General features: G+C 64.0%; 23 protein-coding genes. 10 read left to right on the top strand and 13 right to left on the bottom strand.

Annotation, left to right across the window (positions count from 1 at the left end):
* Positions 1–365 precede the first annotated feature (365 nt).
* The 3 genes from HGP13_RS16855 (at position 366) to HGP13_RS16845 (ending at position 3,861) form a co-directional block, all read left to right on the top strand.
* Positions 366–611: a hypothetical protein gene (locus HGP13_RS16855; protein WP_172227424.1), complete on the top strand. Its 246-nt coding sequence runs from the start codon at positions 366–368 to the stop codon at positions 609–611.
* A gap of 147 nt (positions 612–758) precedes the next feature.
* Complete coding sequence (locus tag HGP13_RS16850; RefSeq protein WP_172227422.1) at positions 759–2,516, top strand: ABC transporter permease subunit; 1,758 nt, start codon at positions 759–761, stop codon at positions 2,514–2,516.
* A gap of 25 nt (positions 2,517–2,541) precedes the next feature.
* Positions 2,542–3,861 (top strand): nitrate/sulfonate/bicarbonate ABC transporter ATP-binding protein, encoded by a 1,320-nt coding sequence (locus tag HGP13_RS16845; RefSeq protein ID WP_172227420.1) that lies wholly within the window; start codon positions 2,542–2,544, stop codon positions 3,859–3,861.
* Between the two features lie 12 nt (positions 3,862–3,873).
* Here HGP13_RS16845 and HGP13_RS16840 read toward each other — a convergent pair whose 3' ends face one another.
* Positions 3,874–5,427, bottom strand: coding sequence for a trimethylamine methyltransferase family protein (locus HGP13_RS16840; protein WP_172227418.1), 1,554 nt, complete (start codon positions 5,425–5,427; stop codon positions 3,874–3,876).
* A gap of 12 nt (positions 5,428–5,439) precedes the next feature.
* A complete protein-coding gene (locus tag HGP13_RS16835; RefSeq protein ID WP_172227416.1) occupies positions 5,440–7,851 on the bottom strand; it encodes an FAD-dependent oxidoreductase in 2,412 nt (803 codons plus the stop codon).
* A 295-nt stretch (positions 7,852–8,146) separates the two neighbouring features.
* Here HGP13_RS16835 and HGP13_RS16830 point away from each other — a divergent pair, with 295 nt between their 5' ends.
* The gene (locus HGP13_RS16830) at positions 8,147–9,610 is read left to right on the top strand and encodes an esterase-like activity of phytase family protein (RefSeq protein WP_172227414.1); all 1,464 of its coding nucleotides are present in this window, start codon (positions 8,147–8,149) and stop codon (positions 9,608–9,610) included.
* Positions 9,611–9,661: 51 nt separating this feature from the next.
* On the opposite strand, the gene HGP13_RS16825 is transcribed toward HGP13_RS16830, so the two are convergent.
* Positions 9,662–10,453, bottom strand: a complete 792-nt coding sequence (locus HGP13_RS16825) for a L,D-transpeptidase (RefSeq protein ID WP_172227412.1) — start codon at positions 10,451–10,453, stop codon at positions 9,662–9,664.
* 190 nt (positions 10,454–10,643) lie between these two features.
* Between HGP13_RS16825 and HGP13_RS16820 the strand changes: the two genes are divergently transcribed.
* Both HGP13_RS16820 and HGP13_RS16815 read left to right on the top strand, forming a co-directional pair.
* The gene (locus HGP13_RS16820; protein ID WP_172227410.1) at positions 10,644–12,116 is read left to right on the top strand and encodes an MATE family efflux transporter; all 1,473 of its coding nucleotides are present in this window, start codon (positions 10,644–10,646) and stop codon (positions 12,114–12,116) included.
* A 71-nt stretch (positions 12,117–12,187) separates the two neighbouring features.
* Positions 12,188–12,715: a TMEM175 family protein gene (locus tag HGP13_RS16815; RefSeq protein WP_172227408.1), complete on the top strand. Its 528-nt coding sequence runs from the start codon at positions 12,188–12,190 to the stop codon at positions 12,713–12,715.
* Between the two features lie 60 nt (positions 12,716–12,775).
* Here the strand turns inward: HGP13_RS16815 and HGP13_RS16810 are convergent, their stop codons facing one another.
* Both HGP13_RS16810 and HGP13_RS16805 read right to left on the bottom strand, forming a co-directional pair.
* On the bottom strand, positions 12,776–13,057 hold the full coding sequence (locus HGP13_RS16810) for a hypothetical protein (protein WP_172227406.1): 282 nt from the start codon (positions 13,055–13,057) through the stop codon (positions 12,776–12,778).
* Positions 13,054–13,239 carry a hypothetical protein gene (locus tag HGP13_RS16805; RefSeq protein ID WP_172227404.1) on the bottom strand — a complete coding sequence of 62 codons (186 nt, stop codon included), beginning with the start codon at positions 13,237–13,239 and terminating at the stop codon, positions 13,054–13,056. The genes HGP13_RS16810 and HGP13_RS16805 overlap by 4 nt, the downstream gene beginning before the upstream one ends.
* Between HGP13_RS16805 and HGP13_RS16800 the strand changes: the two genes are divergently transcribed.
* Positions 13,238–14,104 carry an SDR family NAD(P)-dependent oxidoreductase gene (locus HGP13_RS16800; protein ID WP_172227401.1) on the top strand — a complete coding sequence of 289 codons (867 nt, stop codon included), beginning with the start codon at positions 13,238–13,240 and terminating at the stop codon, positions 14,102–14,104. The genes HGP13_RS16805 and HGP13_RS16800 overlap by 2 nt on opposite strands.
* Positions 14,105–14,226: 122 nt before the next feature.
* On the opposite strand, the gene HGP13_RS16795 is transcribed toward HGP13_RS16800, so the two are convergent.
* The 4 genes from HGP13_RS16795 to HGP13_RS16780 all read right to left on the bottom strand — a co-directional run bounded on the left by HGP13_RS16795 (position 14,227) and on the right by HGP13_RS16780 (position 16,777).
* Positions 14,227–14,664 carry a low affinity iron permease family protein gene (locus tag HGP13_RS16795; protein ID WP_172227399.1) on the bottom strand — a complete coding sequence of 146 codons (438 nt, stop codon included), beginning with the start codon at positions 14,662–14,664 and terminating at the stop codon, positions 14,227–14,229.
* Positions 14,665–14,982: 318 nt separating this feature from the next.
* Complete coding sequence (locus HGP13_RS16790; RefSeq protein WP_172227397.1) at positions 14,983–15,624, bottom strand: DapH/DapD/GlmU-related protein; 642 nt, start codon at positions 15,622–15,624, stop codon at positions 14,983–14,985.
* Positions 15,625–15,702: 78 nt separating this feature from the next.
* Positions 15,703–16,206, bottom strand: a complete 504-nt coding sequence (locus HGP13_RS16785; protein WP_172227395.1) for a CreA family protein — start codon at positions 16,204–16,206, stop codon at positions 15,703–15,705.
* A gap of 61 nt (positions 16,207–16,267) precedes the next feature.
* Complete coding sequence (locus HGP13_RS16780; protein WP_172227393.1) at positions 16,268–16,777, bottom strand: cytochrome b/b6 domain-containing protein; 510 nt, start codon at positions 16,775–16,777, stop codon at positions 16,268–16,270.
* 208 nt (positions 16,778–16,985) lie between these two features.
* On the opposite strand from HGP13_RS16780, the gene HGP13_RS16775 reads away from it, so the two are divergent.
* The 3 genes from HGP13_RS16775 to HGP13_RS16765 all read left to right on the top strand — a co-directional run bounded on the left by HGP13_RS16775 (position 16,986) and on the right by HGP13_RS16765 (position 20,511).
* On the top strand, positions 16,986–17,564 hold the full coding sequence (locus HGP13_RS16775) for an SCO family protein (RefSeq protein ID WP_027044777.1): 579 nt from the start codon (positions 16,986–16,988) through the stop codon (positions 17,562–17,564).
* Positions 17,565–17,650: 86 nt separating this feature from the next.
* Positions 17,651–18,523, top strand: coding sequence for a 50S ribosomal protein L11 methyltransferase (locus HGP13_RS16770; RefSeq protein ID WP_172227391.1), 873 nt, complete (start codon positions 17,651–17,653; stop codon positions 18,521–18,523).
* Between the two features lie 143 nt (positions 18,524–18,666).
* The gene (locus HGP13_RS16765) at positions 18,667–20,511 is read left to right on the top strand and encodes an aminopeptidase P family protein (RefSeq protein ID WP_172227389.1); all 1,845 of its coding nucleotides are present in this window, start codon (positions 18,667–18,669) and stop codon (positions 20,509–20,511) included.
* Between the two features lie 92 nt (positions 20,512–20,603).
* On the opposite strand, the gene HGP13_RS16760 is transcribed toward HGP13_RS16765, so the two are convergent.
* From HGP13_RS16760 to ligA, 4 genes are all read right to left on the bottom strand, one after another.
* A complete protein-coding gene (locus HGP13_RS16760; protein WP_172227387.1) occupies positions 20,604–20,900 on the bottom strand; it encodes an AzlD family protein in 297 nt (98 codons plus the stop codon).
* Positions 20,897–21,625 (bottom strand): AzlC family ABC transporter permease, encoded by a 729-nt coding sequence (locus HGP13_RS16755; RefSeq protein ID WP_172227384.1) that lies wholly within the window; start codon positions 21,623–21,625, stop codon positions 20,897–20,899. Before HGP13_RS16755 ends, HGP13_RS16760 begins: the two co-directional genes overlap by 4 nt.
* Before the next feature lie 114 nt (positions 21,626–21,739).
* Positions 21,740–22,453 carry a TIGR02453 family protein gene (locus tag HGP13_RS16750; RefSeq protein WP_172227382.1) on the bottom strand — a complete coding sequence of 238 codons (714 nt, stop codon included), beginning with the start codon at positions 22,451–22,453 and terminating at the stop codon, positions 21,740–21,742.
* Positions 22,426–24,630 carry an NAD-dependent DNA ligase LigA gene (gene ligA, locus HGP13_RS16745; RefSeq protein ID WP_172227380.1) on the bottom strand — a complete coding sequence of 735 codons (2,205 nt, stop codon included), beginning with the start codon at positions 24,628–24,630 and terminating at the stop codon, positions 22,426–22,428. Before ligA ends, HGP13_RS16750 begins: the two co-directional genes overlap by 28 nt.
* Between the last annotated feature and the right edge of the window lie 106 nt (positions 24,631–24,736).

Here is a 24,736-nt window from a genome sequence, read left to right as displayed (position 1 = left end):
GGCCAGCAATGCCTGCTCCCAAAGGTGTTGCTCGTGCACCTCTCTCCGGATGATCCAGGGAGCCATACCTCAGCGGTATGCCTGGGTATCAGGCCATATACTTAAGATTCCGGCGCCTGCGTTGACACCGTCTAAGTCGCGGGCGTAAGGCGGCGTGGCTTCGGATGACCGAAGCATCAACTCGAGATCGAACAGGTTATGGACAGCTATCCCCGTCGCTGTCCGGATCAAGCCCCAGGCACGGTCCGGACACTGGCCCCGTCAACAACTATCGTCTCCGGCATGTGGCGCCGGTCGGGCCTCGGCAGGGCATAACCCGCCTTCGGCTCGCCTTGCCGTCCGCACCGGACCGCAAGAGGTGAGCCATGAACACCAACGTCATCCCCTTCCGCATGCGTGCTCTCACGCGCTCCGCTTCAGCTGCACGGCCGTCCGTTGCCAACACGCGCGGCCTGGCGGGCAAAGCCGGTTTCACCATGCCGCCGACCCGGCTCGTCTGCGTCTGGCGACACGGGTCGGTGAACGGCCGCCTGGAGTGCCGCTGGACGCGGGAGCCCGTTTCCGAAGAGGGCGTCAGTCGTCGAACGGCCCTCCTCCAAAGCGCTGCCTGAGCCCCTCTTCGACGCAGCCCAAACTTCCGCACTGACGGCCGGGCATTGGCGCCCGGCGCGACCGCCTCCCGGTCGTGCCCTTTCGCATGCCCGCAATCACCCTCTCCCAAGCCACACCGCAATCGGCCCATCAGTCGGAGGCCCGCAATGATCTTCCTGCCCCACAACCGCAATTCCCTCGGCGAGGCCGCGGCGCTCGCCCGCGGACGCATCGCCCCCAACATCTACGACACCATCGCCTTTGCCATGCTGGTGGCCTTGCTGGTGCTTCTGGCGCATGGCGCCGCCGGCATGCGCGCGCCGACGACACTGCTCATCACCTCGCCAGTCACGCTCGATCTCGCCAATCTGCCGGACTATGCGCTGCGCACCACGCTGCGCATGTTCGCGGCCATCATCGCATCGCTGATCTTCACCTTCACGGTGGCGACGCTGGCCGCCAAAAGCCGCCGTGCCGAGATGATCATCATCCCGGCACTCGACATTCTGCAGTCGGTGCCAGTGCTGGGCTTCCTGACCTTCACGGTCACTTTCTTCATGGGCCTGTTTCCCGGCAGCCAGCTCGGCGCCGAGTGTGCTGCGATCTTCGCCATCTTCACCAGCCAGGCCTGGAACATGGCGTTCTCGTTCTACCAGTCGCTGCGCACCGTGCCGCACGACCTCGACGAAGTCAGCCGCGGCTTCGGCCTGTCAACCTGGCAAAGGTTCTGGCGGCTGGACGCGCCGTTCGCGGCCCCCGGCCTGGTCTGGAACACCATGATGTCGATGTCCGGCGGCTGGTTCTTCGTCGTCGCCTCCGAGGCCATCACCGTCGGCAACACCACCGTGCAACTGCCCGGCATCGGCTCCTGGCTGGCGCTGGCCATCGACAAGCAGGATTTCAAGGCCGTCGCCTGGGCCGTGCTGGCGATGGGCGTGCTCATCCTGCTCTATGACCAGCTGCTGTTCCGGCCTGTTGTCGCCTGGGCCGACAAGTTCCGTTTCGAACAGACCGCCGGTCAGGAACAGCCTCGCTCCTGGGTCTACGACGTCCTGCGCCGCGCCCGGTTACTTCAAACCGTGGGGCTGCCGCTTGCCTGGCTGTGGCAGCGCGCCATGCTGCTTCGCCTGGGCAAGCGGGCCATGCCGCCGGCATCCACCGTCGCTTCGCGCCGGATGTCGCGGGCGCTTGACGTCGCCTGGCTGGGCCTGGTGCTGCTTGTCGCCCTGCGGGGTGTCGTCGAGACGCTGCTCTATCTCAGGCAGACGCTTGGCTGGAACGATGTCGTCGAAGCATTCAGCGGCGGCCTTCTCACTTTGCTGCGCGTGATCGTGTTGATCGCGGTCGCCAGCGTGATCTGGGTACCGATCGGCGTCTGGATCGGCTTGCGGCCCGCGGTCGCCGAGCGGGTTCAACCGCTGGCGCAGTTCCTCGCCGCCTTCCCCGCCAACGTGCTGTTTCCGTTCGCGGCAATCGCCATCGTCGCCACCGGCGCCAGCCCGAGCCTCTGGCTGTCACCGCTGATGGTGCTGGGCACGCAATGGTACATCCTGTTCAACGTCATCGCCGGCGCCAGCGCCTTCCCGTCCGATCTCAAGGAGGCAGCCAAGGTCTTTAAGATGCGGTCCTGGTCGTGGTGGAAGAACGTCATGCTGCCGGGGATCTTCCCCTATTACATCACCGGCGCGCTGACTGCTTCCGGTGGTTCGTGGAACGCCTCGATCGTCGCCGAACTGGCAAGCTGGGGCAACACCAAGCTGGAGGCCTTCGGGCTCGGCTCCTACATCGCCAAGGCGACGGAAGCCGGCGATTTCCCGCGCGTCATCCTCGGCATCGCCGTGATGTCGCTCTTCGTCACCCTCTTCAACCGCACCCTTTGGCGCCCGCTCTATGTCTTCGCCGAACGCCGCATGCGGCTCGACTGACCCCCGTCCTTTCAGGAAACTAATCATGAACCAAGCTGTCATCACCAAGAACCGCCCTCTCGTCGAAGTCCATGGCGTCTGCCAGACCTATGACAAGGGAAGCGCGGGCAAGCTCATCGTCCTCGACCAGGTCGGGCTGACGCTGGGCTCCGGCGAGATCGTCGGCCTGCTAGGCCGCTCCGGCTCCGGCAAATCCACGCTCCTGCGCTCGATCGCCGGTCTGATCCGGCCGAGCGAGGGCGCCATCACCTTCGAGGGCAAGGCCGTATCCGGTACGCCGGACGGCATTGCCATGGTCTTCCAGAGTTTCGCGCTGTTTCCCTGGCTGACCGTGCTGCAGAATGTCGAGCTCGGGCTCGAGGCGCAGGGCGTCTCCCCCGCCGAGCGCCGCAAGCGCGCGCTGTCGGCCATCGACCTCATCGGTCTCGACGGGTTCGAGAACGCCTATCCGAAGGAACTCTCGGGCGGCATGCGCCAGCGCGTCGGGCTCGCCCGCGCCCTGGTGGTGCACCCGAAAGTGCTGTTGATGGATGAGCCGTTCTCGGCGCTCGACGTGCTGACGGCCGAGACGCTGCGCACCGACCTGCTCGACCTCTGGTTGGAAGGCCGCATGCCGATCGAGTCGATCCTGATGGTGACGCACAACATCGAGGAAGCGGTGCTGATGTGCGACCGCGTGCTGATCTTCTCGTCGAACCCCGGCCGCGTCGTCGCCGAACTCAAGATCGAGCTACCGCAGCCGCGCAACCGACTGGACCCGGCCTTCCGTGCCCTGGTCGAGGACATCTATGCCCGCATGACCGCCAGGAAGGAGCCGGGCACCCCTGCCCGCGACGGCGTTTTCCCGGGTTCGGGCATCGCTATGGTGCTGCCGCGCGTCTCGACCAACCTGCTCGCCGGCCTGATCGAGGCCGTCGCCGCACCGCCTTACAACGGACATGCCGACCTGCCGCCGCTGGCCGCCAGCCTTCAGCTCGAGATCGACGATCTGTTCCCGATCGCCGAAACGCTGCAATTGCTGCGCTTTGCCGAATTGGCCGAGGGCGATATCCAGCTGACCCCGGCGGGAAAGCGCTTCGCCGAGAGCGAGGTCGACGCGCGCAAGCAATTGTTCGCGCAGCAGCTCGCGACCTATGTGCCGCTGGCCGGCCATATCCGCCGCGTGCTCGACGAACGCGCCAATCACAAGGCGCCTGCCCGCCGCTTCCGTGACGAGCTGGAGGATCACATGTCCGAGGGCTACGCCGACCAGACGGTGCGGGCCGTCATCAGCTGGGCCCGCTACGCCGAATATTTTGCCTATGACGAGGAGAGCGACCTCTTCACGCTCGACAACCCGACATAGTCCCTTTGCCCGTCACGACACCGGCGCCGCTCCGCCCTCCTCAGTACGCCGGGCGATGAATTCGTCGAGCACGCCGGCGGTCGCGGCAGCGCTCGCTGGCGGCTCGAAATCGGCAACGGCGCGCCGCCAGACGCCAGTGGCGCGCTCGCTCGCCGTCTTCGATCCGCTTTGCGTCCAGTTGCCGAAGTTCGACCAGTCGGCCACCAGCGGTTCGTAGAAGGCGGTGCGGTAGCGTGCCATGGTGTGGCCGGCCGAGAAGAAATGGCCGCCCGGCTGCACTTCGGCGATCGCCTCGAAGCCGATTGAATCATCGTCGCCGGGCGTCGCGGCGCAGAGTTCCGCCACCGTCTGCAGCGCCTCGATATCAGTGATCATCTTCTCGAAGGAGACGCTCAAGCCGCCCTCCAGCCAGCCGGCGGCGTGGATGCACATCGTCGCCCCGGCCAGCACCGAGCCCCACAGCGCGAACTGCGTTTCGTGCGCCGCCTGCGCGTCCGAGATGTTGGCGGCGCTGCCGCCGCCGGACCGCCAGGGCAGTCCGGTGAAGCGCGCCAGTTGGCCGGCGCCCAGCGTCGCCTTCACATGCTCCGGCGTGCCGAAGGCCGGCGCGCCGGATTTCATGTCGACATTGGAGGAGAAGGAGCCGTAGACGACTGGTGCGCCGGGCCGCACGAGCTGCGCCAGCGTCAGGCCCGCCAGCGCCTCGGCATGCTGCAGCGCCAACGCGCCGGCCACCGTGATCGGCGCCATCGCCCCCGCCAGACAGAACGGCGTGATGACCGAAACTTGGCCGGCCCGCGCGAAATCGATGATGCCTTGCGCCATCGGAATGTCGAGCTGGCGCGGCGAGTTGGTGTTGATGACGGTGTAGCAATGCGCGTTCGCCAGGAATTCGTCCTGCGACAGGCCGCGCGCCAGCCTGATCATCTCGAACCCGTCCTCGACCTGCGGCGTGCCGCGCGCGAAGACGAAGGGAAACTTGTCGGACAGCGTCAGCTGCGCGCGGTTGACGGCATAGTGGCGAAAGCGGTTGTCGACATCCTGCGGCTCGATGCAAGGGCCAAGCATATGCAGCACGTCGAAATGCTGCACCAGCCGTAGCAGATCCTCGAAATCGGCCAGCGTGCCCGGCCGCCGGCCGCGTTCGAGATCGGTGACGTTCGGCGCGCCGCAACCGGCGAGGAAGGTCATCGACCCGAGTTCCAGCATCAGGTCGCGGGAGCGGTCGCCGGCTTGGGCATGGATCGACTTCGGCGCCGAGGCCAACGCCGCCACCACCATGTCGCGGCCGATGCGCACCATGTCGGTGTCCGGGTCGACCAGCGCGCCGGCGCTGGCGAAAATCTCTCGCGCCTGCGGCAGCAGCACCTTGATGCCGAGTTCCTCCAGCACGCGCAGCGCCGTGTCGTGGATCGCGGCGACCTGATCGTCAGAAAAGATCGGCTGCGGCAGGAACGGGTTCTTCAGCGACCGGTAATTGGGCCGGCGGCTGCTTTCGCTGCCGGCCTCGCCCGTACGTCCACGCCGGCGTTCACGCCGGCTGTCCCGTGCCGCGTCATCGACCATCGAAAATCCTCCTCATTGCCGCATCGCCTTACCCGAGGGATCGTAGGGCGAGGCTGCGATGATCCGTGCCGGCCGCTCGACGCCGACAATGTGGACCGAAAGTGCCGTCCCCTCCTCGGCAAAATCGTCGTCCACCAACGCCAGCGCGACGCTCTTGCCGATCGTGTAGCCAAAGCCGCCCGAAGTGACGAAGCCGACACGCCGGCCGTCGCGCCAGACCGGCTCGAAGCCGCTGGCGTCGGCATCGACAGCATCTATCTCCAGCGTCACGATCCGTTGCGAGGTACCCGCCTTGCGTTCCCTCAGCGCCGCCCTGCGGCCGATGAAATCGCCCTTGTCGAAGGCAATGAAGCGGTCGAGGCCGGCCTGGCCTGGCGTGTAGCCCTGCGTGAATTCGCGTGACCAGATGCCGAAGCTTTTCTCCAACCTGAGCGCATTGAGCGCGTAGTAGCCGATCTCGGCGAGGCCAAGATCCTCGCCGGCGGCAAGCAGCGTGTCGCGCAGCGTGGCATGCATGGCCACCGGGCAACTGATCTCGAACCCGAGCTCGCCAGCGATCGACAGCCGCGTGACCCGCGCCTGCACCATGCCGATGTCAAACACGCCGCAAGCCATGAACGGCAGTGCCGTGGCGGAGACGTCCTGATGTGTCGTGCGCTCCAGGATTTTCCGCGCATTCGGCCCGGTCAGCAGGAAGCCGCTCATTGCATCGGAGAGATCGGCGACTGAAACACCTTCCGCCGCGTGGCTCTCGAACCAGCGCATGTGGAACTCCCTGAGATAATAGGAGCCCATCAGCCAAGTGTCACTGCTGCCCCAGTTGATCACGGTGAGGTCGCCCTTCAGCCGCCCATCTGGCCCGAGCATCGGCGCCAGCCGCGCCTGCCCGGCTTTCGGCAGCTTGCAGGCAAGCAGCCGATCGAGCCATGCCTGGGCGTTTGGCCCCGACACTGCATAGCGCGAATACGCCGAGATATCGATGAGACCGGCGGCCCGCCGGACCTGCAACGCCTCGTCGCCGACGATGTCGAAGGCGTTGGAGCGCTTGAGCGTCGTGTTCTCGCGAAAACCCATCGGCGCAAAATAGGCCGGGATTTCCAGCCCCCACGACGCTGTCCATTCGCAACCCGCGGCACTCATGCCGTCATAGGCGCCCGGGCGTTTCAAAGGCCTGCCGGCGGACAGCCGCTCATTGGGAAAGGTCATGACGAAGCGGCGCGAGTAGAATTGCCGCGTCGTCTGCTTGAGGTATTCGCGGTTGGCGGCGAAGGCGCCGTAACGCGCAATGTCCATGCCGAAAATGTCGGCCTGCGGTTCGCCGTAAATCATCCATTCGGCCAGCGATTTTCCAACGCCGCCGCCCTGGCTGAAGCCGACCATGACGCCACAGGCGACCCAGTAGTTTTTCAGGCCGCGCACCGGTCCGACGATCGGGTTGCCGTCGGGGGTAAAGGTGAAGGCGCCGTTGACCCATTTGCGGATGCCGGCCGTCGCCAGGCACGGAAAGCGCTCATGCGCCTTGGCAAGTTCCGGGCTAATGCGGTCGATGTCTTCCGGGATCAGCTCGATGCCGTAGTCCCATGGCGCGCCATCCATGTTCCAGTGCTTCGGATTCTGCTCGTAGACGCCGAGCAGCACACCCTTGCGCTCTTGGCGCAAGTAGGAGAAGCCGTCGAGGTCGACGGCGAGGCCGATCTCGCGGTCCAGGGCCGCGATCTCCGGAATGTCCTCGGTGATGAAATAATGGTGCTCCATCGGCGTCACCGGCAGGTCGACGCCGGCCATGCGGCCGAGCTGCTTTGCCCATAGCCCGCCGGCGTTGATGACATGCTCGGCAACGATGGCGCCCTGCTCGGTGACGACGTCCCAATGGCCGTCTGCGCGTGCCTTGAGCTCGACCACCCGGTTGCGCAGGATGATCTCGGCACCGCGCTTCTTCGCGGCGCCGGCATAGGCGTGCGTGGTGCCGTAGGGGTCGAGATGGCCTTCGTTCGAATCATGCAGGCCGCCCAGCACACCCGTGACATCGACGATCGGGCAGATCGCCTTGATCTCGTCCGGTGTCACCAGCCGGGCGGTTTCGATGCCGACCGACTGGAACACCGCCCAGGCCGATTTCAGCCACTCCCAGCGCTGCGGATCGCTGGCGATGTTGACGCCGCCGGTCATGTGCAGGCCGATGTCCTGGCCGGACTCGGACTCGATCTCACGGTAGAGCTTGATGGTGTAATCCTGCAGCGCCGCGACGTTGGGATCGGCATTGAGGGCATGGAATCCGGCCGCCGCGTGCCAGGTCGAACCGGCGGTCAATTCGGCGCGCTCGATCAGCGCCACGTCAGACCAGCCGAACCGCGTCAGATGGTAGAGCACCGAGGCGCCGACCACCCCACCCCCGATGACGACTGCGCGGTAGTGCGACTTCACGGCTTCCCTCCCGGTCTGTCAGAAGCAAGTATCCTATACGCACTGTACATATGTGTCTAGTGCCGCGCTTGCACACCCGAACGGATGCGCGGGGATGATCAAATATTGGCCTGAGCACGTGTCTTTCTCGCCCGGTGAACAGGCCGGCTGACCTGCATGCCGCACTGTCACGCAAGCATCATGTTCGCGCCTTAGACCCCTTTTCAGGAAGCGGCGCGCGGCGTCATCGATGTGCCGCCTCTTTCAGCTTTTCGTCCTTAAGCCGCTCCGGCACATCCGTCACAAGAGGATATCCATGAAACAGCTTTACCGAACCGCCTCGCTCGGCATCGCGCTGGTCCTGTTCACCGCCTTGACGCCGGCGCTCGCCGACAGCACCGCGACCGTCCTCGTCAACAAGGGTCTGGTCGGCGTCGGCCGCATCCCGGCTGCTCAGCGCGACAAGTTTGGCGAAACTTTCGGCTCGGGTTCCGGCATGGCGATCGATACATCAAGCTGGACCCATGATGCCGGTACCTACAAGGGATCGCTCTGGCTGCTGCCGGATCGCGGCTACAATGTCGCCGGCACCACCGACTACCGGGCGCGCGTCAACACCATCGGCATCGAGTTTACCCCGGCGGCGCCAGGCGCCGCTGGCCAGGAACAGACTGAGGTCAAGGCGACGCTTGCCGACACCTTGCTGCTCACGGACGACAAGGGCGCCGACACCACCGGCCTCGATCCGCTGTCGGATGTGCGCGCAGCAAGCGGCGACATGCCGATGCTGCCGGTCGCCACCAACGGCAAGCTCGCCCTCGACAATGAAGCGATCGTGCGGCTGCCGGACGCCTCGATGTTCATCTCCGACGAATATGGCCCCAACATCTACCACTTCTCCGCCGAGGGCCGCCTGCTGTCGGCGACGCAGCCGCCGGCGGCCCTGGTGCCGATGCGCAAGGGGAAACCGAATTTCTCATCGGACAACCCCGGTCCAGGTGCGGCCGAACCCGACCCGAAGGATCCCGATACCGGGCGCCAGAACAACCAGGGCCTCGAAGGCATGGCGATGACGCCGGACGGCAAGTTCCTCATCGCCGTGCTGCAGTCGGCGACCAGGCAGGATGGTGGCGATTCCGCTTCGACCCGGCAGAACACAAGAGCGCTGGTCTACGACCGCTCCGACCTCGCCCATCTCAAGCTGGCGCATGAATATGTCGTGCCGCTGCCGGTGTTCAAGGATGCCAAGGGCAAGACCAAGATCGCGGCACAGAGCGAGATCGTGGCGCTGTCGGACACGTCATTCCTGATGCTGGCGCGCGACAGCGGCAACGGCCAGGGTCTCAAGGGCGACACCTCGCTGCTGCGCCAGATATTCGCCGTCGACGTTTCGGCCGCGACCGACATCGCCGGCGGCGCCTTCGATGCCGCCGACAAGCCGATCGCCCCTAAGGGCTTGCTCGATCCGTCGGTGACGCCGGCCAGGCTGACCCCGTTCATCGACATCAACGACAATGCGCAGCTCAATCGCTTCGGCCTGCACAATGGCGCGCCGAACGATCACAACAATCTCTCCGAGAAGTGGGAAGCGATGTCGCTGGCGAGCGTGCTGGACCCGAAGCTGCCCGACGACTACTTCCTGTTCGTCGCCAATGACAACGACTTCCTCGCCCAGGATGGCTTCCAGGTCGGCGCCCCCTACAAGGCCGATGACGGCGCCAATGTCGACACCATGTTCCTGGTCTATCAGGTCACGCTTCCCGGCCTCGCCAAGAAGTAGTCACCCCTATTCAGGCGGGCGCGACGCGTCCGCCTGCGCGGGCCGTGAAAGCTACTTCAAGAACTCCGCATCCTTCGGCACGCCGGCATCGATCGGCTCTGCCGTCCTGCTCGACACGGCCATGATCTTGCCGGCAGCCGAAAGGTTGGGACGCACAAAGACCTGGGCGGGACCGTTGACGCGGCTATAGAGGTCGATGATGTCCTGGTTCATGAAGCGCACGCAGCCCGACGATGCGTTCTTGCCGATGGAATCCCACTCCGGCGTGCCGTGCAGCCGGTACATCGTGTCCTTGCCGTCGCGGAACAGATAGAGCGCGCGGGCGCCGAGCGGGCTCTGCGGGCCGGGCGGCATGCCGTCCTTGAATTTCGCCAGTTCCGGCCGGCGCTTGATCATTTCCGGCGGCGGTGTCCACACCGGCCACTTCTTCCTCGCCTGGATAACCGCGCTGCCGGTCCATCCAAACCCGGCCTTGCCGAGGCTGACGCCGTAGCGGATAGCCTTGCCGCCGTCGCGCACCAGATAGAGGAAGTGCTCGGAGACATCGACGACGATTGTGCCGGGTTTTTCACCGGTCGGGTCGGCCACGATCTGGCGCACGAACTTCGGATCGAGCTTGGCCACCGGGATGGCCGGCAATTGAAAGCCCTCATCGGTGCGCGCGGTATACATTGTTGCGGTATCACCGAGCGCAGGCTCGGGCGGCGCCGCTGCGACTGGCGGCGGCGTCACCATCTCCGTGGTGGTACACGCAGAAAGAGCCACGGCGGCTGCGCCCAAGGCGGACGCACCGAGAAACGCACGCCGGCTCAGGCGCTCGGAAAACAGCGAAATATCGGACATAATCCCCCCGGCTTATCCATCAGATCTAGTAGGAATGCGGCCCCACGCGGTGACGATCAATAGCCCATTCCGGGAGCTTTGAGAACATGATTAGATCAAGAGACACCAGGCGGAATTTTCCGACGCCGCATCGACCTGTCTCGTTGAATCGGCAATCATCACGGACCGGACTCAAGACAGGCCTTCAGCCATGAACGAACAAATGCCCACGCGCCGGCGCACCGGCGACCTGACCAGCGGCCCGATCCCGCGCACGCTGCTGCTGTTTGCCTTGCCGGTGCTCGGCTCCAACGTGCTGCAGTCGCTCAACGCGTCGATCAATGCCGTCTGGGTCGGCCGCTTCCTCGGCGAATCGGCACTGACCGCCACCTCCAACGCCAACCTCGTCGTGTTCCTGATCCTGGGCACGGTGTTCGGCATCGGCATGGCCGCGACCATCCTGGTGGCGCAGTCGGTCGGCGCCCGTGACCTGCCCGAGGCCCGCCGCATCGTCGGCACCAGCGCCACCTTCTTCTTCCTCGTCTCCATTGTTTTCGCCGTCTGCGGCTGGATCTGGGTCGACGCCATCCTCAACTCGCTTGGCACACCGGCAGACGCCTTGCCGCTGGCGCGTTCCTATCTGCGCATCATCTTCGTCGCCGTGCCGATGATGAACCTTCTGTCCTTCGTCATGACAGTGCTGCGCGGTGCCGGCGATTCACGCACACCCTTCATTTTCATGGCGCTGGCGGTCGTCCTCGATATCGTCCTCAACCCGCTGCTGATCCGCGGCATCGGAACCTTCCCGGAACTCGGAATTGCGGGCTCCGCCACCTCGACGCTGATCGGCCAGACGGTGAGCGTGATTGCCATCCTTGTCGTGCTCTATGCGCGCAAACATCCGCTACGGCTGGCCGGCGCCAACCTCGCCCTGCTGCGGCCCGATCCGGCTTTGCTGCGCTTAATCGTCTTCAAGGGCGTGCCGATGGGGCTGCAGATGATCGTCATCTCGGCGGCGGCCCTGACGGTGATGGGCATCGTCAATTCCTACGGTTCGCAGGTCGCCGCCGCCTACGGCATCGCCGCACAGTTGTGGACCTACATCCAGATGCCGGCGCTGGCGATCGGTGCGGCGGTCTCCTCCATGGCGGCGCAGAATGTCGGCGCCGGCCGCTGGGACCGGATCGGCCGCATCGCCGCCTCCGGCGTTGGCTTCAACCTTGTCCTGACCGGCGCCCTGGTCGCCCTGCTGTGGCTCTTCGACCGCTCGATCCTCAGCCTGTTCCTGAGCAGCGACAGCGCGGCGATCGACATCGCAGCCCACATCAACTCCGCGGCGTCCTGGTCGTTCATCCTGTTCGGCATCACCATCGTGCTGTTTGCCACCGTGCGCGCCACCGGCGCGGTGATGCCGCCGCTGATCATCCTGGTGATCTCGGTACTCATCGTGCGCACCGGCTTTGCCTATTTCATGCGCGGCGTTATCGGCGAGGAAGCGCTGTGGTGGAGTTTCCCGGCTGGCTCGATCACTTCGCTGATCCTGGCCGCGGCCTATTACCGCTTCGGTGGCTGGCGCACCTTGCACATGATCGAGAACAGGCCGGCCGCCGGCGAACCGCCCGATACCGGACTTGGCGTGCCGCGTGGGCGCGCCAACATGGCGCCTGAAACGCCGAGCGGTTGAAAGCCGGCGGCGAGGCCTTTCCCGATACCGTTAAGCTCATCTAGACTGGCAGCCTGACGGTAGGGGGCTCCATGGGCAAAGGCAGGGTCGAGGCATTCACCGACGGCGTGGCGGCCATCATCATCACCATCATGGTGCTGGACCTGAAGGTGCCGGAGGGCGAGGATTTTTCGACACTGCTGCCGCAGTGGCCGATCTTCCTGTGCTACGTGCTGTCGTTCATCAATGTCGGCATCTACTGGAACAACCTGCACAACATGTTCCACACCGTGCAGCACGTCGACGGTCGCGTGCTGTGGGCGAACCTGCATCTGTTGTTCTGGCTGTCCTTGATGCCGGTGACGACTGCATTCATGGGCGAGAACCATTTCGCCACGGTTCCGGTCGCCGTCTACGGTTTCGACCTCGCAATGTGTGCAACCGCCTACGCCATCCTGGTCCTGGCGCTGCACCGGCTGCATGGTCAGGACACCGCCTTTGCCAAGGCGGTCGGCACCGACCGCAAGGGAAGGCTTTCGCTCGCCGTCTACATCGCGGCCGTTGCGCTGACTTTCGTCGACCGATGGATCGGTGTAGCGCTCTATGTTGCAGTTGCCTAGGTGTGGCTTGTGCCGGACACGCGCTTTTCGCGCGTTCTCGAAAAATAACTCTAAAAGCAGCTATTTACGCATCGCCTTCAGCTTTTCCGCCACCGACGCGGCAAGGTCGGCATAGCGCTCCTCCAGCCGTTCGGCTGCCTTGATGATCGAAAAATCATGGCCGAATTTCTCCAGCGCCATACGCAGTTTCTCGACGAATTCGGCCTGTTTTTCCAGTGCGGCGAACAGTGTCTTGACCTGGGCTTCGCTGATATCGGGGTTGGCCAGCATCTGCGGCACCTCGCGCCCCATCTGGTCGCCGGTGGCGGTCTGCTCCTTCAGAATTGCAACCCAGTCCGTCAATCGAAGATCTCCATTTTACCCAGGCAAAAGTCTCCTTTTGCCGAGGCAAAAATCTCCAATGCCCAACCAACATGCGCAGCCTCGACCGGGCTGGTCAACCAGAACACGTGCTGACGCAGGCTTGCACAAGCCTGTTCCGGCGTTAAGTTCGGCGCCATCGAGAAAAGGATCCCGTTGCTCATGATCACCGACGCCGAAATCCAGACCGCCCTGCCCGCGCTTGTTCAGGGCAACACCGCCGTCATCACCGGCGCCGCCAGCGGCATCGGTCTGGCAGCCGCCAAGCGGCTTGCGCTGTTGGGCATGAAGATCGTGCTCGCCGATATTGGCGGCACCCGCCTTGACGATGCCTCCCGCGCCGTGTCGGCCATTGCCGGCGACGACGCCGTGCTTGCCGTTGCGTCGGACGTGTCGAAGGCCGACGAGGTGGATCGTCTCGCCGACCGGGCATTCGGCGCCTTCGGCGAGGTCTCGCTGCTGATGAACAATGCCGGCGTCGGCGACAATCCCGGAAAGCCGTGGGAAAACCGCGATGCCTGGAAACGGCTGCTCGACATCAATTTCTGGGGCGTCGTGCATGGCGTCGAGGCCTTCGCGCCGCGCATGCTGGCGTCGGCCAGGCCGGGCCTGATCATCAACACCGGCTCCAAGCAAGGCATCACCACGCCGCCCGGCAACCTGGCATACAATGTCTCCAAGGCCGGCGTGAAGACATTCACCGAGGGTCTGGCGCATGCACTTCGCAACGAGCCGGGCGCCCGGCTCTCGGCACATCTGTTGATCCCCGGCTTCACCTATACCGGCCTCACCGAAGGTGCGACCGAAAAGCCGGCTGGCGCCTGGACCGGCGAGCAGGTCGTTGATTTCATGCTGGAATCCCTGGTTGGGGGCGACTTCTATATCCTATGCCCGGACAATGATGTGGCACGGCCGCTGGACGAGAAACGCATGGCCTGGGCGATCGGCGACATCATCGAAAACCGCCCTGCTCTGTCGCGCTGGCACCCCGATTACAAGGAGCCTTTCGCGGCCTTCGTGAAGCAATGAGCATCACCTCGAAAGCAGGTCTTCGGGCCTGCCTCGAGGACAGGAACCGGTTTCGGATCAGGTCACGCTTAAACAAGAACAGGCGGGACCCTGAGGTTGATTTCTCGTTCAATCTTAGGCGCTTACGCCGCGTTCTTTTTTGAGGGACGCTTTTGCGCCACGACTTTTTTTGCGGCCATGGTGGCGATCTTCTCATCATGCCGCTGGTCATGCCGCTTCGCCGCCCGCTCGCACTTGTCGCGGATTTCCTCGACCTCGGATTCGGTCAGGTGCTCGATGCCGATGAAATGGTTATGGCCCTCGCTGACCCGGATCAACTCATCGAGCTTGGCCTGGATCGCGGCGCCGTCGCGGTTCTGGGTGTTCTGGATCAGGAACACCATCAGGAAGGTGATGATGGTCGTGCCGGTGTTGATCACCAATTGCCAGGTGTCGGAGAAACCGAAGAACGGCCCGCTCACCGCCCAGACGATGACGATCAGACAACAACCGGCAAATGTAAGCGGCAAGCCGGTTATGTGGGCGACCCAGTTTGCGATCCTGGTGAAGAGCTTTTCCATCTATCGAGATCCCTCAGTGACTGTCGCGAGGAGAAACATCCGGCGACCGTGTCAGGTTCCCGCCCGCGACAAATACGTCAGGCACAATTGAATGCACGCAAAGCGAGCATTCGTCGAAAAACACACCTTATCGGTTTAGTGTCATGGTAACCGTGCAGGCAAGAGAGCCTGTTCCTTCCGCTTCACAGCGGCTTACCTCCAGCCCCTTCCGCTGCGCCACCCCCGCATGGCGGAAGGGGTTTCAGTCCGGAGAGCGCGGAGCATGGTTTCCCGAAAGCGCCGACCGGTCCAAGACAGCACACTTTTCCCGGAATTGCTCTAAGCGGCGTCTTTTTCCCACCGATCGAGCAAGACCTCGATCGGCATGGACTGGATATCGGGAACCGCCCTGGCGAGTTTGTCGACCGGCCAGTCCCACCAGGCGAGCGCTTCGATCCGCGCCGCTATGTCAGGGGCAAAGCGCGGCCTGAGCGGCTTTGCCGGCACGCCGGCGACGATCATGTAGGACGGCACGTCCTGCGTCACCACCGCGTTGGCGCCGATGACGGCACCATTGCCGATGGTGATGCCAGGCATGATCACCGCGCCGTGGCCGACCCAGACGTCATGGCCGATGCTCACGGCATTCGACTGCCGCCGCTCGCGGAACGCCGCATCGACACCCAGCCAGCGGAAATACTCGTTCGGCCGATAGCTGACCTTGTGCTGCGTCAACCGTTCGATCGGATGCTCCAGCGCATTGATGCGGCTGTTGGCGGCGATCGAGCAGAATTTGCCGATGGTTGTGTAGATGGCTTCCGAATGGCGCTCGAAATAGGAGAAATCGCCGACGCTCACCTCGCGCAGCACCACCCGCTCGCCGATCGAAGCGTAGCGGCCGAGCTTGCACGCCTTCAACTCCGCGGTCGGATGGATGCGCGGCTCTGGATCTTTCAGGACGAGGTTTTCGGAACGGTCCATCCGGGGGCTTTACGTCAGAGCAATTGCTCCTGCAAGGCAGGAGCAATTGTCCGTGGGGCCAATCAGACGCCCACCCGCCTATTTCGGCTTGCCCTTGCTCCATACCACGTTCTGGCCGTAGAGCGGCACTGTCGTGACCGACATTTTCGCCGAGCCGTTCTGCACCTGGCGCGAATGCGAGAGGTAGATCAGCGTCTCGTTGGTCTTGTCGTAAATGCGGTTCACCACCTGCTTCTTCCAGATCAGGCTGATGCCTTGCTTGAAAACTTCCTCGCCGCCCTCGCTCATGTCGATGTCGCCGATGGTGATCGGGCCGGTCTGACGGCAGGAGATCGAGGAATCGCTGGGATCCTCGAACCAGTTGCCCTTGTGCAGGCGATCGATGATGCTGCGGTCGAAATAGGAGACATGGCAGGTCACGCCCTCGACCTTCGGGTCCTTGATCGCTTCGACGATGATGTCGTTGCCGATCCAGTCGACGCCGACCTTGCCGACTTCCTCGGCGACGGCACTGCCGGCGCCCAGCACGACGCACGCTGCCACGGCGCCGCCGATCAGTTTTCGCCCAATCAGTCCTCGCAAGGAAGCCTCCAACGGTTCGAGTTGCCGGTCACAGGTGGGGCGAGCAGCCCAGCTTTGCAAGCTATGGTTGGCTGAAAGCCAGCATCCGCCGCAGGACATCGCTCTTGAGCACAAAATGCTGAATGAGTGCCCCGGCCGTGTGCAACAGCACGATGTAGAGCAGGATGTCCTTGCCCAGCACGTGCACCAGCCCTGCTCCTGGCACGCCGAGGAACCAGGCGGCGGCGCCCGAAAGGGGCACGATGAAGATCAGCGCGTAGATGACAAGATGAGTCGCCTTGGCGAGCAGCCTTAGCGCCGGATGCTCCATCCCCGATACCGGCGGGACGCCTCGCGTCGCCCTGAGCCAAAGCCGCCATGAAGCCAGCACCAGCACCGTGAGGCCAAGCACGACATGCATATAGGCCAGTGGCACGTCACCGGGCGACGCCTCCTGTCCCCGGCGAAAGGCACGCCACACGTGTTTCATGCCGTCATGTGCAAGAAACTGGATCACAATCAGCACGGCAATGCCCCAATGCAACCAGATCTGGGTTCTCGAATAGGAAGCAACAGGCGTGTCCGGTATCATGCTGTTCCACCACAAGAGCGCTGGCCGTCACGATAGGCCGGGATTCGATCCGGTCAAATGAAGCTTTGGTCACATCGCTCTCTGAGCCTGCGACGAAGGCGGTTGCGGCAACGCGACATCTTTGCGCGTCCGAGATCAAGTGGTTAAGAGTGTTCGCCGAACGGCGCTGATCCGGCGCCCGGTGAAAATCACGACGGACACCCAACTGATGATGCGTTCTATCCTGGTCGGCATTCTCGTCCTGATGGCGGCCGGCATTGGCTGGCTGACCTTTGACTGGTATCGCGGCCATTATGGCGGCGAGCCGTTCGGCGCCCCCTTCACCTTGGTCGACCAGAAAGGCGCGCCAATCACCGAAGCCGCCTTCCGTGGGCAGCCCAGTGTCGTCTTCTTCGGCTTCACCCATTGCCCGGAGGTCTGCCCGACCACGCTGTTCGAACTCTCCGGTTGGCTGAAGACGCTCGGCGACGACGGCAAGACCTTGCATGCCTATTTCGTCTCGGTCGACCCGGAACGTGACACACCGGCGGTGATGAACGCCTATGTCAGCAACTTCTCCGACCGCATCACTGGTATTACCGGCGACCCGGACAAGGTCCATGCCATGGCCAAATCATTCGGCATCTACTGGAAGAAGGTCGACACCGGCGACGGCGACTACACGATGGACCACACAGCCTCTGTGCTGCTGCTCAACGCCAAGGGCGACTTTGCCGGCACGATCGCCTATGGCGAAAGCGCCAGCACCGCCGTGGAGAAGCTGAAGCGCCTCGCGGCCAAGGGCTAGAGCTTGATCCCGAAAAGTGGAACCCGGTTTTCTCAAGACAAACGGTTCCGTTTGTCCAGAGATCAAGCTCAAAGAAGAAACTCTCAATGACACAGACACGGCTCCATTTCACCACCGGAAAGATCGAGGCGGAGCGCGTCTTCGCGGCGCTCGAAATGGCTTTCGAGGATGAAGGCCTGCCGATCGCCGTGATCGAGGTCGACGAAGACCAGGATATCCACGAAGTCTCGCTCTATACCGATGGCGACGTCGATGCTGTAGAGGCGCGGATGAACGACGTTCTCGCCGGCCTCGCTCTGTCGAAGCCGATCGGGCGCGAGGCGCTGCCCGACATCGACTGGGTGGCCAGCTCTCTGGAAGGCCTGAAGCCGGTGCGCGCCGGCCGTTTCTTTGTCCATGGTGGGCATGATCGCACAAAGCGCCACAGCGGCGAACTCGCCATCGAGATCGAAGCCGGGCTCGCCTTCGGCACCGGCCATCACGGCACCACCGCCGGCTGCCTCGAAATGCTGGAGAAGGTCGTGCGTCGAGAGCATCCGCGCAATGCGCTCGACCTTGGCACCGGCAGCGCCGTGCTGGCGATTGCAGTTGCCAAGCTGGCGCATATTCCGGTGCTCGCCACCGACATCGACCCGGTGGCGGTGAAGGTCGCCGCCGCCAATGCGCGGCTCAACCACGTCAAGGGCTTGATCGAAACAGTGACCGCGCCGGGCTTCCACCACCCGATTTTCGGCAAGCGTGCGCCCTTCGATCTCATCGTCGCCAACATATTGGCGCGGCCGCTGATGCGGCTGGCACCGCAAATGGCCGGGCACATCACACTTGGCGGCTCGATCGTGCTGTCAGGCATCCTCGAGCGCCAGCGCGATGCCGTCATCTCGGCCTATGTCGGCCAGAATTTTCGGCACGTGCGCACCTTGCATCGCGAAGGCTGGGTGACGATCCACCTCAGGCATTGAGGCGGACCGAGCCTTCGCGCCGCGGCTGGACCACCCCCATTTTGTTGTCATCCAAGCGAGGCTGTAGCAGGTTGCGCCAACTGGAAATCGATTCCGCTTTCCGGACCCATAGGCTACGGTCACGCGACATCAGGAGGCCCATCATGTTCCAGACCTTCGATTCCGCGAGCGACCCTTCCGTCGGCAAGCCGCGCGTGGCGCTGCTGCGCCAATGGCTGGCCGCGAATGGCCTCGACGGCTTCATCGTTCCGCGCGCCGACGAGCATCAGGGGGAATATGTCGCCGATCGTTCGGCACGGCTGAAATGGCTGACCGGCTTCAGCGGCTCGGCCGGCGTCGCCATCGTGCTGCGCGACCGCGCCTTCGTCTTCGTCGACGGACGCTACACGCTGCAGGTGCGAAACGAGGTCGATCTCGACATTTTTTCGATCGAAAGCCTGGTCGACAACCCGCCCGCCATCTGGCTCAAGGACAATATCGGCAAGGGCGCGCGGCTGGGCTTCGATCCATGGCTGCACACGATCAGCGAGGTCAAGGCGTTGCAGGCCTCGGCCGACAAGACCGGCGCGGTGCTGGTGCCGCTCGACAGGAACCCGGTCGACATCATCTGGAAGGATCAGCCCGCCGCACCGGTGGCCCCGGTCGAACTGCATCCGATCGGCTTTGCCGGCGAACTCGCCAAGGACAAGCTGGCGCGGCTGGCAACAGTGATCGGCAAGGACGGCGCTACCCATGCGGTGCTGACCGACCCCTCCTCCATCGCCTGGGCCTTCAACATCCGTGGCGGCGACGTGCCGCACACGCCGCTGGCGCTCGGCTTCGCCATCCTCGCCGCCGATGGATCGCATCAGCTGTTCATGGACAAGCGCAAATTCCCGCGCCAGGTCGCGGCCTATCTCACCCAGCTCGCCGATTTGCATGAGCCAGGCGAATTCGAAGCGGCGATCGCAGCGCTTGCCAAGGGCGGCGCGAAGATCGCGCTCGACCCGGTGCTGGCCGCCGACCGGCTGCGCATGCTGGTCGAGGACACTGGCGGCACGGTGATTGCCGCGCCAGATCCTGCCCGCATCCCGCGCGCCACCAAGAACCAGGCCGAGATCAACGGCTCGCGCGCCGCGCATCGCCGCGACGGTGCGGCGGTGGCGAAGCTTTTGTGCTGGCTGGAGCGGCAAAAACCCGGCTCGCTCGACGAGATCGCGGTCGTCACCAGGCTGGAAGAGAGCCGCCGGCAGACCGGCAAGGAAACGCAGATGCCGCTGCGCGACGTCTCCTTCGACACCATTTCCGGCGCCGGCCCGAACGGCGCCATCATGCACTACCGCGTGTCACGCGCCACCAGCCGCAAGCTGCAGGCCGGCGAGCTGTTCCTGCTCGATTCCGGCGCGCAATATCAGGATGGCACCACCGACATCACCCGCACCGTGCCGATCGGCCAGCCGACCGAGGAGATGCGCGAACGCTTCACGCTGGTGCTGAAAGGCATGATCGGCATTTCGACGCTGCGCTTCCCCGCCGGCACGCGCGGCTCGGAGATCGACGCCGTCGCCCGCATGGCGCTGTGGAAGCATGGCTGCGACTTCGCCCATGGCACCGGCCATGGCGTCGGCTCGTATCTCGCCGTGCATGAAGGCCCGCAACGCATTGCCCGCACCGGCACCGAAAAGCTGCTCGAAGGCATGATGCTGTCGAACGAACCCGGCTACTACAAGGAAGGCGCCTACGGCATCCGCATCGAAAACCTGATCCTGGTGACGCCGGCCGAACAGATCGAGGGCGGCGACATTGCCATGCACGGCTTCGAGACGCTGACGCTCGCGCCGATCGACAAGCGGTTGGTGCGGTCAGACCTTTTGACGCGCGAGGAACTGCATTGGCTCGACGCCTACCATGGCTGGGTGCTGGCCGAGATCGGACCGATGCTCGACGGCGAAACGCTGGCCTGGCTGGAAAAGGCAACAGCGCCGCTGCCGCACGACGCGAAGATTTAAGGTGAGCTTCTTTCTCCCCGTTTACGGGGAGAAATGCCCGGCAGGGCAATGAGGGGCAGCGCTAACGTTCGAATACGATCGCGCCGGCAGGCCTATCCCACAAATTGCCGCGCCACGATCAGCACCGCCGCCCCCGCCAAAAACATCGACATCAGCCCGCCGCGCAGCGAAACCACGGCGGTGACGGCCAATGCCGCCCATTCGGCAATTCCGGCATTCAACAGCTCCGGCGCCACCAGCGTCGTCAGCACCGCCGCAGGCACGGCATTGAGGCCGGCCTCGACGCGCGGATGGATGTTGTCGAAGCGGGAGATGACCAGATGCCCGCCGATGCGCGTCAGATAGGTGGCGATCGCACCGGCGATGATGATCCAGAAAGTCGTGCTCATGGCCTTGTCCCCACGCCGCTATGGTGCGGTGGCAGGATGACGGCGAGCAGCACGCCGGCAATGGCGCCGATCGAGACGTGCCAGGGTGAGCCGACCGTCTTGTAGGCGATGATCGAGGCGCAAGCACTGGTGACCACCACCGGCAGCCACAGCGGCCGCTTGCGGAAGCCCATCACCAGGCCAAGAAAATAGATCGGCAGCAGGAAATCGATGCCCAGCGCATGAGTGTCGGGGATCAGCTTGCCGAACACCGCGCCGAGCGCGCTTTCCACCACCCAGAACACATAGACCGGCAGGCCAAGCCCCAGATACCAGGCGAAGCCGACAGTCTGGCCGGATTGCGCCCTCGCCTCGGCTACCGCGAACTGCGGATCGGTGAGGATGAAATAGCCGAGTGCCTGCTGGATCACAGGCCAGTGCGCGATGCGCCGGCCGATGCCGGCGGAGTAGAGCACATGACGGAAATTAACGGCGAAGATCGACAGCACGATCAGCCACGGCGCGACATGCTGGCCGAACAGCTGGATGCCAACCATCTGGCTGGCGCCGCCGAACACCAGCGCGCTCATCAGGAACGCTTCGAGGACCGAGAAGCCTTGATCGACGGCAAGCGCCCCGAACAGCACCGCGAACGGCGCCGAGGCCACCACAACAGGCATGGAGAGCCGCACGCCTTGCCAGAAGTCGCTTTTGCCGCCGCTCTCAGAGATCACGTCTGCCGCCATCGATCGCTCCAGGGTCGAAACCGTTGATCTAGGTAGTGCAGCAGGCCTTGTCACACGAATTCGCTTGAGCCAAACGATCAGCGGAAATGATCGTCGCCGGGCTGGAGATGGAACTTAGTCCTTCGCGATTCTACCCTCGATCGCCCTGCCCCAGTCGAGCAGCGGCTTGGCGCGCAAGGTGAAATCGACAAGTTCCTCGACCAGCTCCGGCGCATGAATATCAGCCGGATCGATCGCATGCCGAACGGCAAAATGCCGGTTGCGGATCGCAGCCAGGAGGTCCGTCTCCGTGACGTGCTCGAAACCCCGGGGCGTGCGTTTCATGGCGTCTTCGGCATCCAGCTCGAGGTTGTTCTTCTTCAACGCCTTCACCATGGCGCGAAACCGCTCTGGCCACGTCTCGATGGAGCGCCGCATCGCCAGCAGCAGTGCGGAATCCGGCTGCCACCAGGCGACGCCGGCAAAGCATCCTTCGAGCCCGATATGAACGTAGAACACGCCCTGCACGGCCTTGCTGCCATCCGGCGACAGGATCGCCGAGACATGCCGGTTGTAGGGCCGCTTGTCCTTGGCGAATCGCACGTCGCGATTGATGCGGAACAATGACTTCTTGCGGTCGCCGCGCAAGCCAAGCCCGGCATCCGCGAAACGCTGCGCCAGCGTGTCGACCAGATCGCCAAGGGGATCGCGCAATTCCTGTTCGAACAGGTCGCGGTTCTCCAAAAACCACTCTCGGCTCTGGTGGAAATCCAGTGCCGTCAGGAACGGAATGGCTTTTGGGCCGAAGCCTTTGAACGCCGTCACGACTTGCCGACCCGTTGCAGCCATGTGTCCTCGTCGATGACTTCGACGCCGAGTTCACTGGCAAGCTTGAGCTTGGAGCCGGCACCAGGTCCGGCCACCAGCAGGTCGGTCTTGGCCGAAACCGAACCGGCCACCCTGGCGCCGAGACGCTCGGCCATCGCCTTGGCTTCGGAGCGCGTCATCTTCTCCAGCGAGCCGGTGAACACAATCGTCTTGCCGGCGACCTCGCTGTCAGCTGAGACGGTGACGATATAAGGCTTCGGCTTGACCTCTCCGAGCAGCTTGTCGAGCACGTCGTCATTGCGCTCATTGCCGAAGAAATCGCGCAGCGCATCGATCACCGTATCGCCGATGCCATTGACCGATGGGAACACGGTGTGCGGATCCTCCGCCGCCGCAGTCTCCCTGCCGACGCGGATCAGCTCCTCGATGGTGGAAAAGGTCTTGGCAAGCACGGCCGCCGTCGTCTCGCCGATATGGCGGATGCCGAGCGCGAAAATAAACCGGTCAAGTTCCGGCGCGCGGCGCGAATCGATCGCCGCAAACAGCTTGTCGAGACCCTCATAGTTGCGGTCCTCGACGCTGCGCACATTCTTGCGGGTCTTGCCGGATGCCGCCTCACGCTGCCTGGCCTGCTCCTCGCGCCGCTCGGCAAGCGCCTTGGTGACGGCGGGACGGCGATCCCTGAGGGTGAAGATATCGGCGGCCGTCTTGATCAGCCCGGCATTGAAGAACGTGTCGATGTTTTCGGCGCCCAGGCCCTCGATATCGAGCGCACCGCGCGACACGAAATGGCGCAACCTTTCCACGGCTTGCGCGGCGCAGATCAGCTCGCCGGTGCAGCGCCGGCGGGAATCCTCCTTGCCGGTCTTCTCGTTGATCTCGCGCGTCGCCGGCGAACCGCAAACCGGACAGGTATGCGGGAATTCGTAAGGCACGGCATCGGCCGGACGCTTGTCGACGACGACGCTGACGATCTGCGGGATGACATCCCCTGCCCGCTGGATCACCACCGTGTCGCCGATGCGCACGTCGATGCCGTCGCGGATCGGCAGGCCGTTGCTGTCAAAGCCCTTGATGTAGTCCTCATTGTGCAGCGTGACGTTCTCGACCACGACGCCCCCCACGGTGACGGGCGCAAGCCTTGCGACCGGCGCCAGCGTGCCGGTGCGGCCGACCTGGATGTCGATTTTCTGCACGGTCGTCATTGCCTGTTCGGCCGGGAATTTGTGCGCAACGGCCCAGCGCGGCTCGCCGGTGACGAAACCCCAGCGGCGCTGCAGCTCCAGCTGGTCGACCTTGTAGACGACGCCGTCTATGTCATAGCCAAGCGAAGAGCGCTGCTCCTCGATCAGATGGTAGTGCGCGACCAGTTCCTCGGCCGACTTCGCCCGCACCATCAAAGGGCTGATCTTGAAGCCCCAGTCGGCGAATTTTTGCACCGATTCGTACTGCGTCGACGCCGGATCTGCCGTCGTGAAGCCCCAGGCATAGGCGAAGAATTTGAGGTTGCGGCTGGCGGTGACGGAGGCATCCTTCTGGCGCAGCGATCCGGCCGCCGTGTTGCGCGGATTGACGTAATCCTGACCGCCGGCCGCGGCCGAGCGCTGCTTCAACGCCTCGAACTCCGCATAGGTCATGTAGACCTCGCCACGTATCTCGATCGTGTCGGGCCAGCCCGAGCCTTTCAGCTTCGCGGGGATGTCGGCGATGGTTCTGAGATTGGCGGTGATGTCTTCGCCAACGGCGCCGTCGCCGCGCGTCGCACCCTGCACGAACACGCCCTTCTCATAGCGCAGCGATGCCGACAGCCCATCGATCTTCGGCTCGGCCGTGAAGGCGATGTCGAGATCCTTGTCGCGGTCGAAGAAGCGCCGGCCGCGCTCGATGAAATCGGTGACATCCTCGTCCGTATAGGCCTTGGCGAGGCTGAGCATCGGCACGGCATGGCGCACCTTGGCAAAACCTTCCGCCGGCGCAGCACCCACCCTGCGCGACGGCGAATCCTCGCGCACCAGGCCGGGAAAGCGCTCTTCGATGGCAAGGTTGCGCCGCCGCAGCGCATCATACTCCGCGTCCGTGATCGTAGGCGCGTCCTCGGTATGGTAGCGCACATCGTGCCCGGCGATCTCTTCGGCCAGCCGCTGGAGTTCGGCTTCGGCCTCGCTTTCGCTGAGCGAATCGACAGGTTTTTCGGCCATGCTTTTCTCCCCCGAACGGTGGCGCGTCACAATAGATCAGGATTTTGGGAAAATCATTCCTGAACAGCAGGATGGAGCCATATCCTGACTCGCTCCGATATCCTAA

The organism is Mesorhizobium sp. NZP2077 (genome assembly GCF_013170805.1).
Lineage (GTDB): Bacteria > Pseudomonadota > Alphaproteobacteria > Rhizobiales > Rhizobiaceae > Mesorhizobium.
This window is presented reverse-complemented; position numbering and strand designations above follow the sequence as displayed.

Excerpts from the sequence above, each read along its gene's own strand:
- HGP13_RS16855 (WP_172227424.1), top strand. The coding sequence starts at position 366 with ATGAACACCAACGTCATCCCCTTCCGCATGCGTGCTCTCACGCGCTCC.
- HGP13_RS16850 (WP_172227422.1), top strand. The coding sequence starts at position 759 with ATGATCTTCCTGCCCCACAACCGCAATTCCCTCGGCGAGGCCGCGGCG.
- HGP13_RS16845 (WP_172227420.1), top strand. The coding sequence starts at position 2,542 with ATGAACCAAGCTGTCATCACCAAGAACCGCCCTCTCGTCGAAGTCCAT.
- HGP13_RS16840 (WP_172227418.1), bottom strand. The coding sequence starts at position 5,427 with ATGGTCGATGACGCGGCACGGGACAGCCGGCGTGAACGCCGGCGTGGA.
- HGP13_RS16830 (WP_172227414.1), top strand. The coding sequence starts at position 8,147 with ATGAAACAGCTTTACCGAACCGCCTCGCTCGGCATCGCGCTGGTCCTG.
- HGP13_RS16825 (WP_172227412.1), bottom strand. The coding sequence starts at position 10,453 with ATGTCCGATATTTCGCTGTTTTCCGAGCGCCTGAGCCGGCGTGCGTTT.
- HGP13_RS16820 (WP_172227410.1), top strand. The coding sequence starts at position 10,644 with ATGAACGAACAAATGCCCACGCGCCGGCGCACCGGCGACCTGACCAGC.
- HGP13_RS16815 (WP_172227408.1), top strand. The coding sequence starts at position 12,188 with ATGGGCAAAGGCAGGGTCGAGGCATTCACCGACGGCGTGGCGGCCATC.
- HGP13_RS16800 (WP_172227401.1), top strand. The coding sequence starts at position 13,238 with ATGATCACCGACGCCGAAATCCAGACCGCCCTGCCCGCGCTTGTTCAG.
- HGP13_RS16805 (WP_172227404.1), bottom strand. The coding sequence starts at position 13,239 with ATGAGCAACGGGATCCTTTTCTCGATGGCGCCGAACTTAACGCCGGAA.
- HGP13_RS16795 (WP_172227399.1), bottom strand. The coding sequence starts at position 14,664 with ATGGAAAAGCTCTTCACCAGGATCGCAAACTGGGTCGCCCACATAACC.
- HGP13_RS16790 (WP_172227397.1), bottom strand. The coding sequence starts at position 15,624 with ATGGACCGTTCCGAAAACCTCGTCCTGAAAGATCCAGAGCCGCGCATC.
- HGP13_RS16780 (WP_172227393.1), bottom strand. The coding sequence starts at position 16,777 with ATGATACCGGACACGCCTGTTGCTTCCTATTCGAGAACCCAGATCTGG.
- HGP13_RS16775 (WP_027044777.1), top strand. The coding sequence starts at position 16,986 with ATGATGCGTTCTATCCTGGTCGGCATTCTCGTCCTGATGGCGGCCGGC.
- HGP13_RS16770 (WP_172227391.1), top strand. The coding sequence starts at position 17,651 with ATGACACAGACACGGCTCCATTTCACCACCGGAAAGATCGAGGCGGAG.
- HGP13_RS16765 (WP_172227389.1), top strand. The coding sequence starts at position 18,667 with ATGTTCCAGACCTTCGATTCCGCGAGCGACCCTTCCGTCGGCAAGCCG.
- HGP13_RS16760 (WP_172227387.1), bottom strand. The coding sequence starts at position 20,900 with ATGAGCACGACTTTCTGGATCATCATCGCCGGTGCGATCGCCACCTAT.
- HGP13_RS16755 (WP_172227384.1), bottom strand. The coding sequence starts at position 21,625 with ATGGCGGCAGACGTGATCTCTGAGAGCGGCGGCAAAAGCGACTTCTGG.
- HGP13_RS16750 (WP_172227382.1), bottom strand. The coding sequence starts at position 22,453 with ATGGCTGCAACGGGTCGGCAAGTCGTGACGGCGTTCAAAGGCTTCGGC.
- ligA (WP_172227380.1), bottom strand. The coding sequence starts at position 24,630 with ATGGCCGAAAAACCTGTCGATTCGCTCAGCGAAAGCGAGGCCGAAGCC.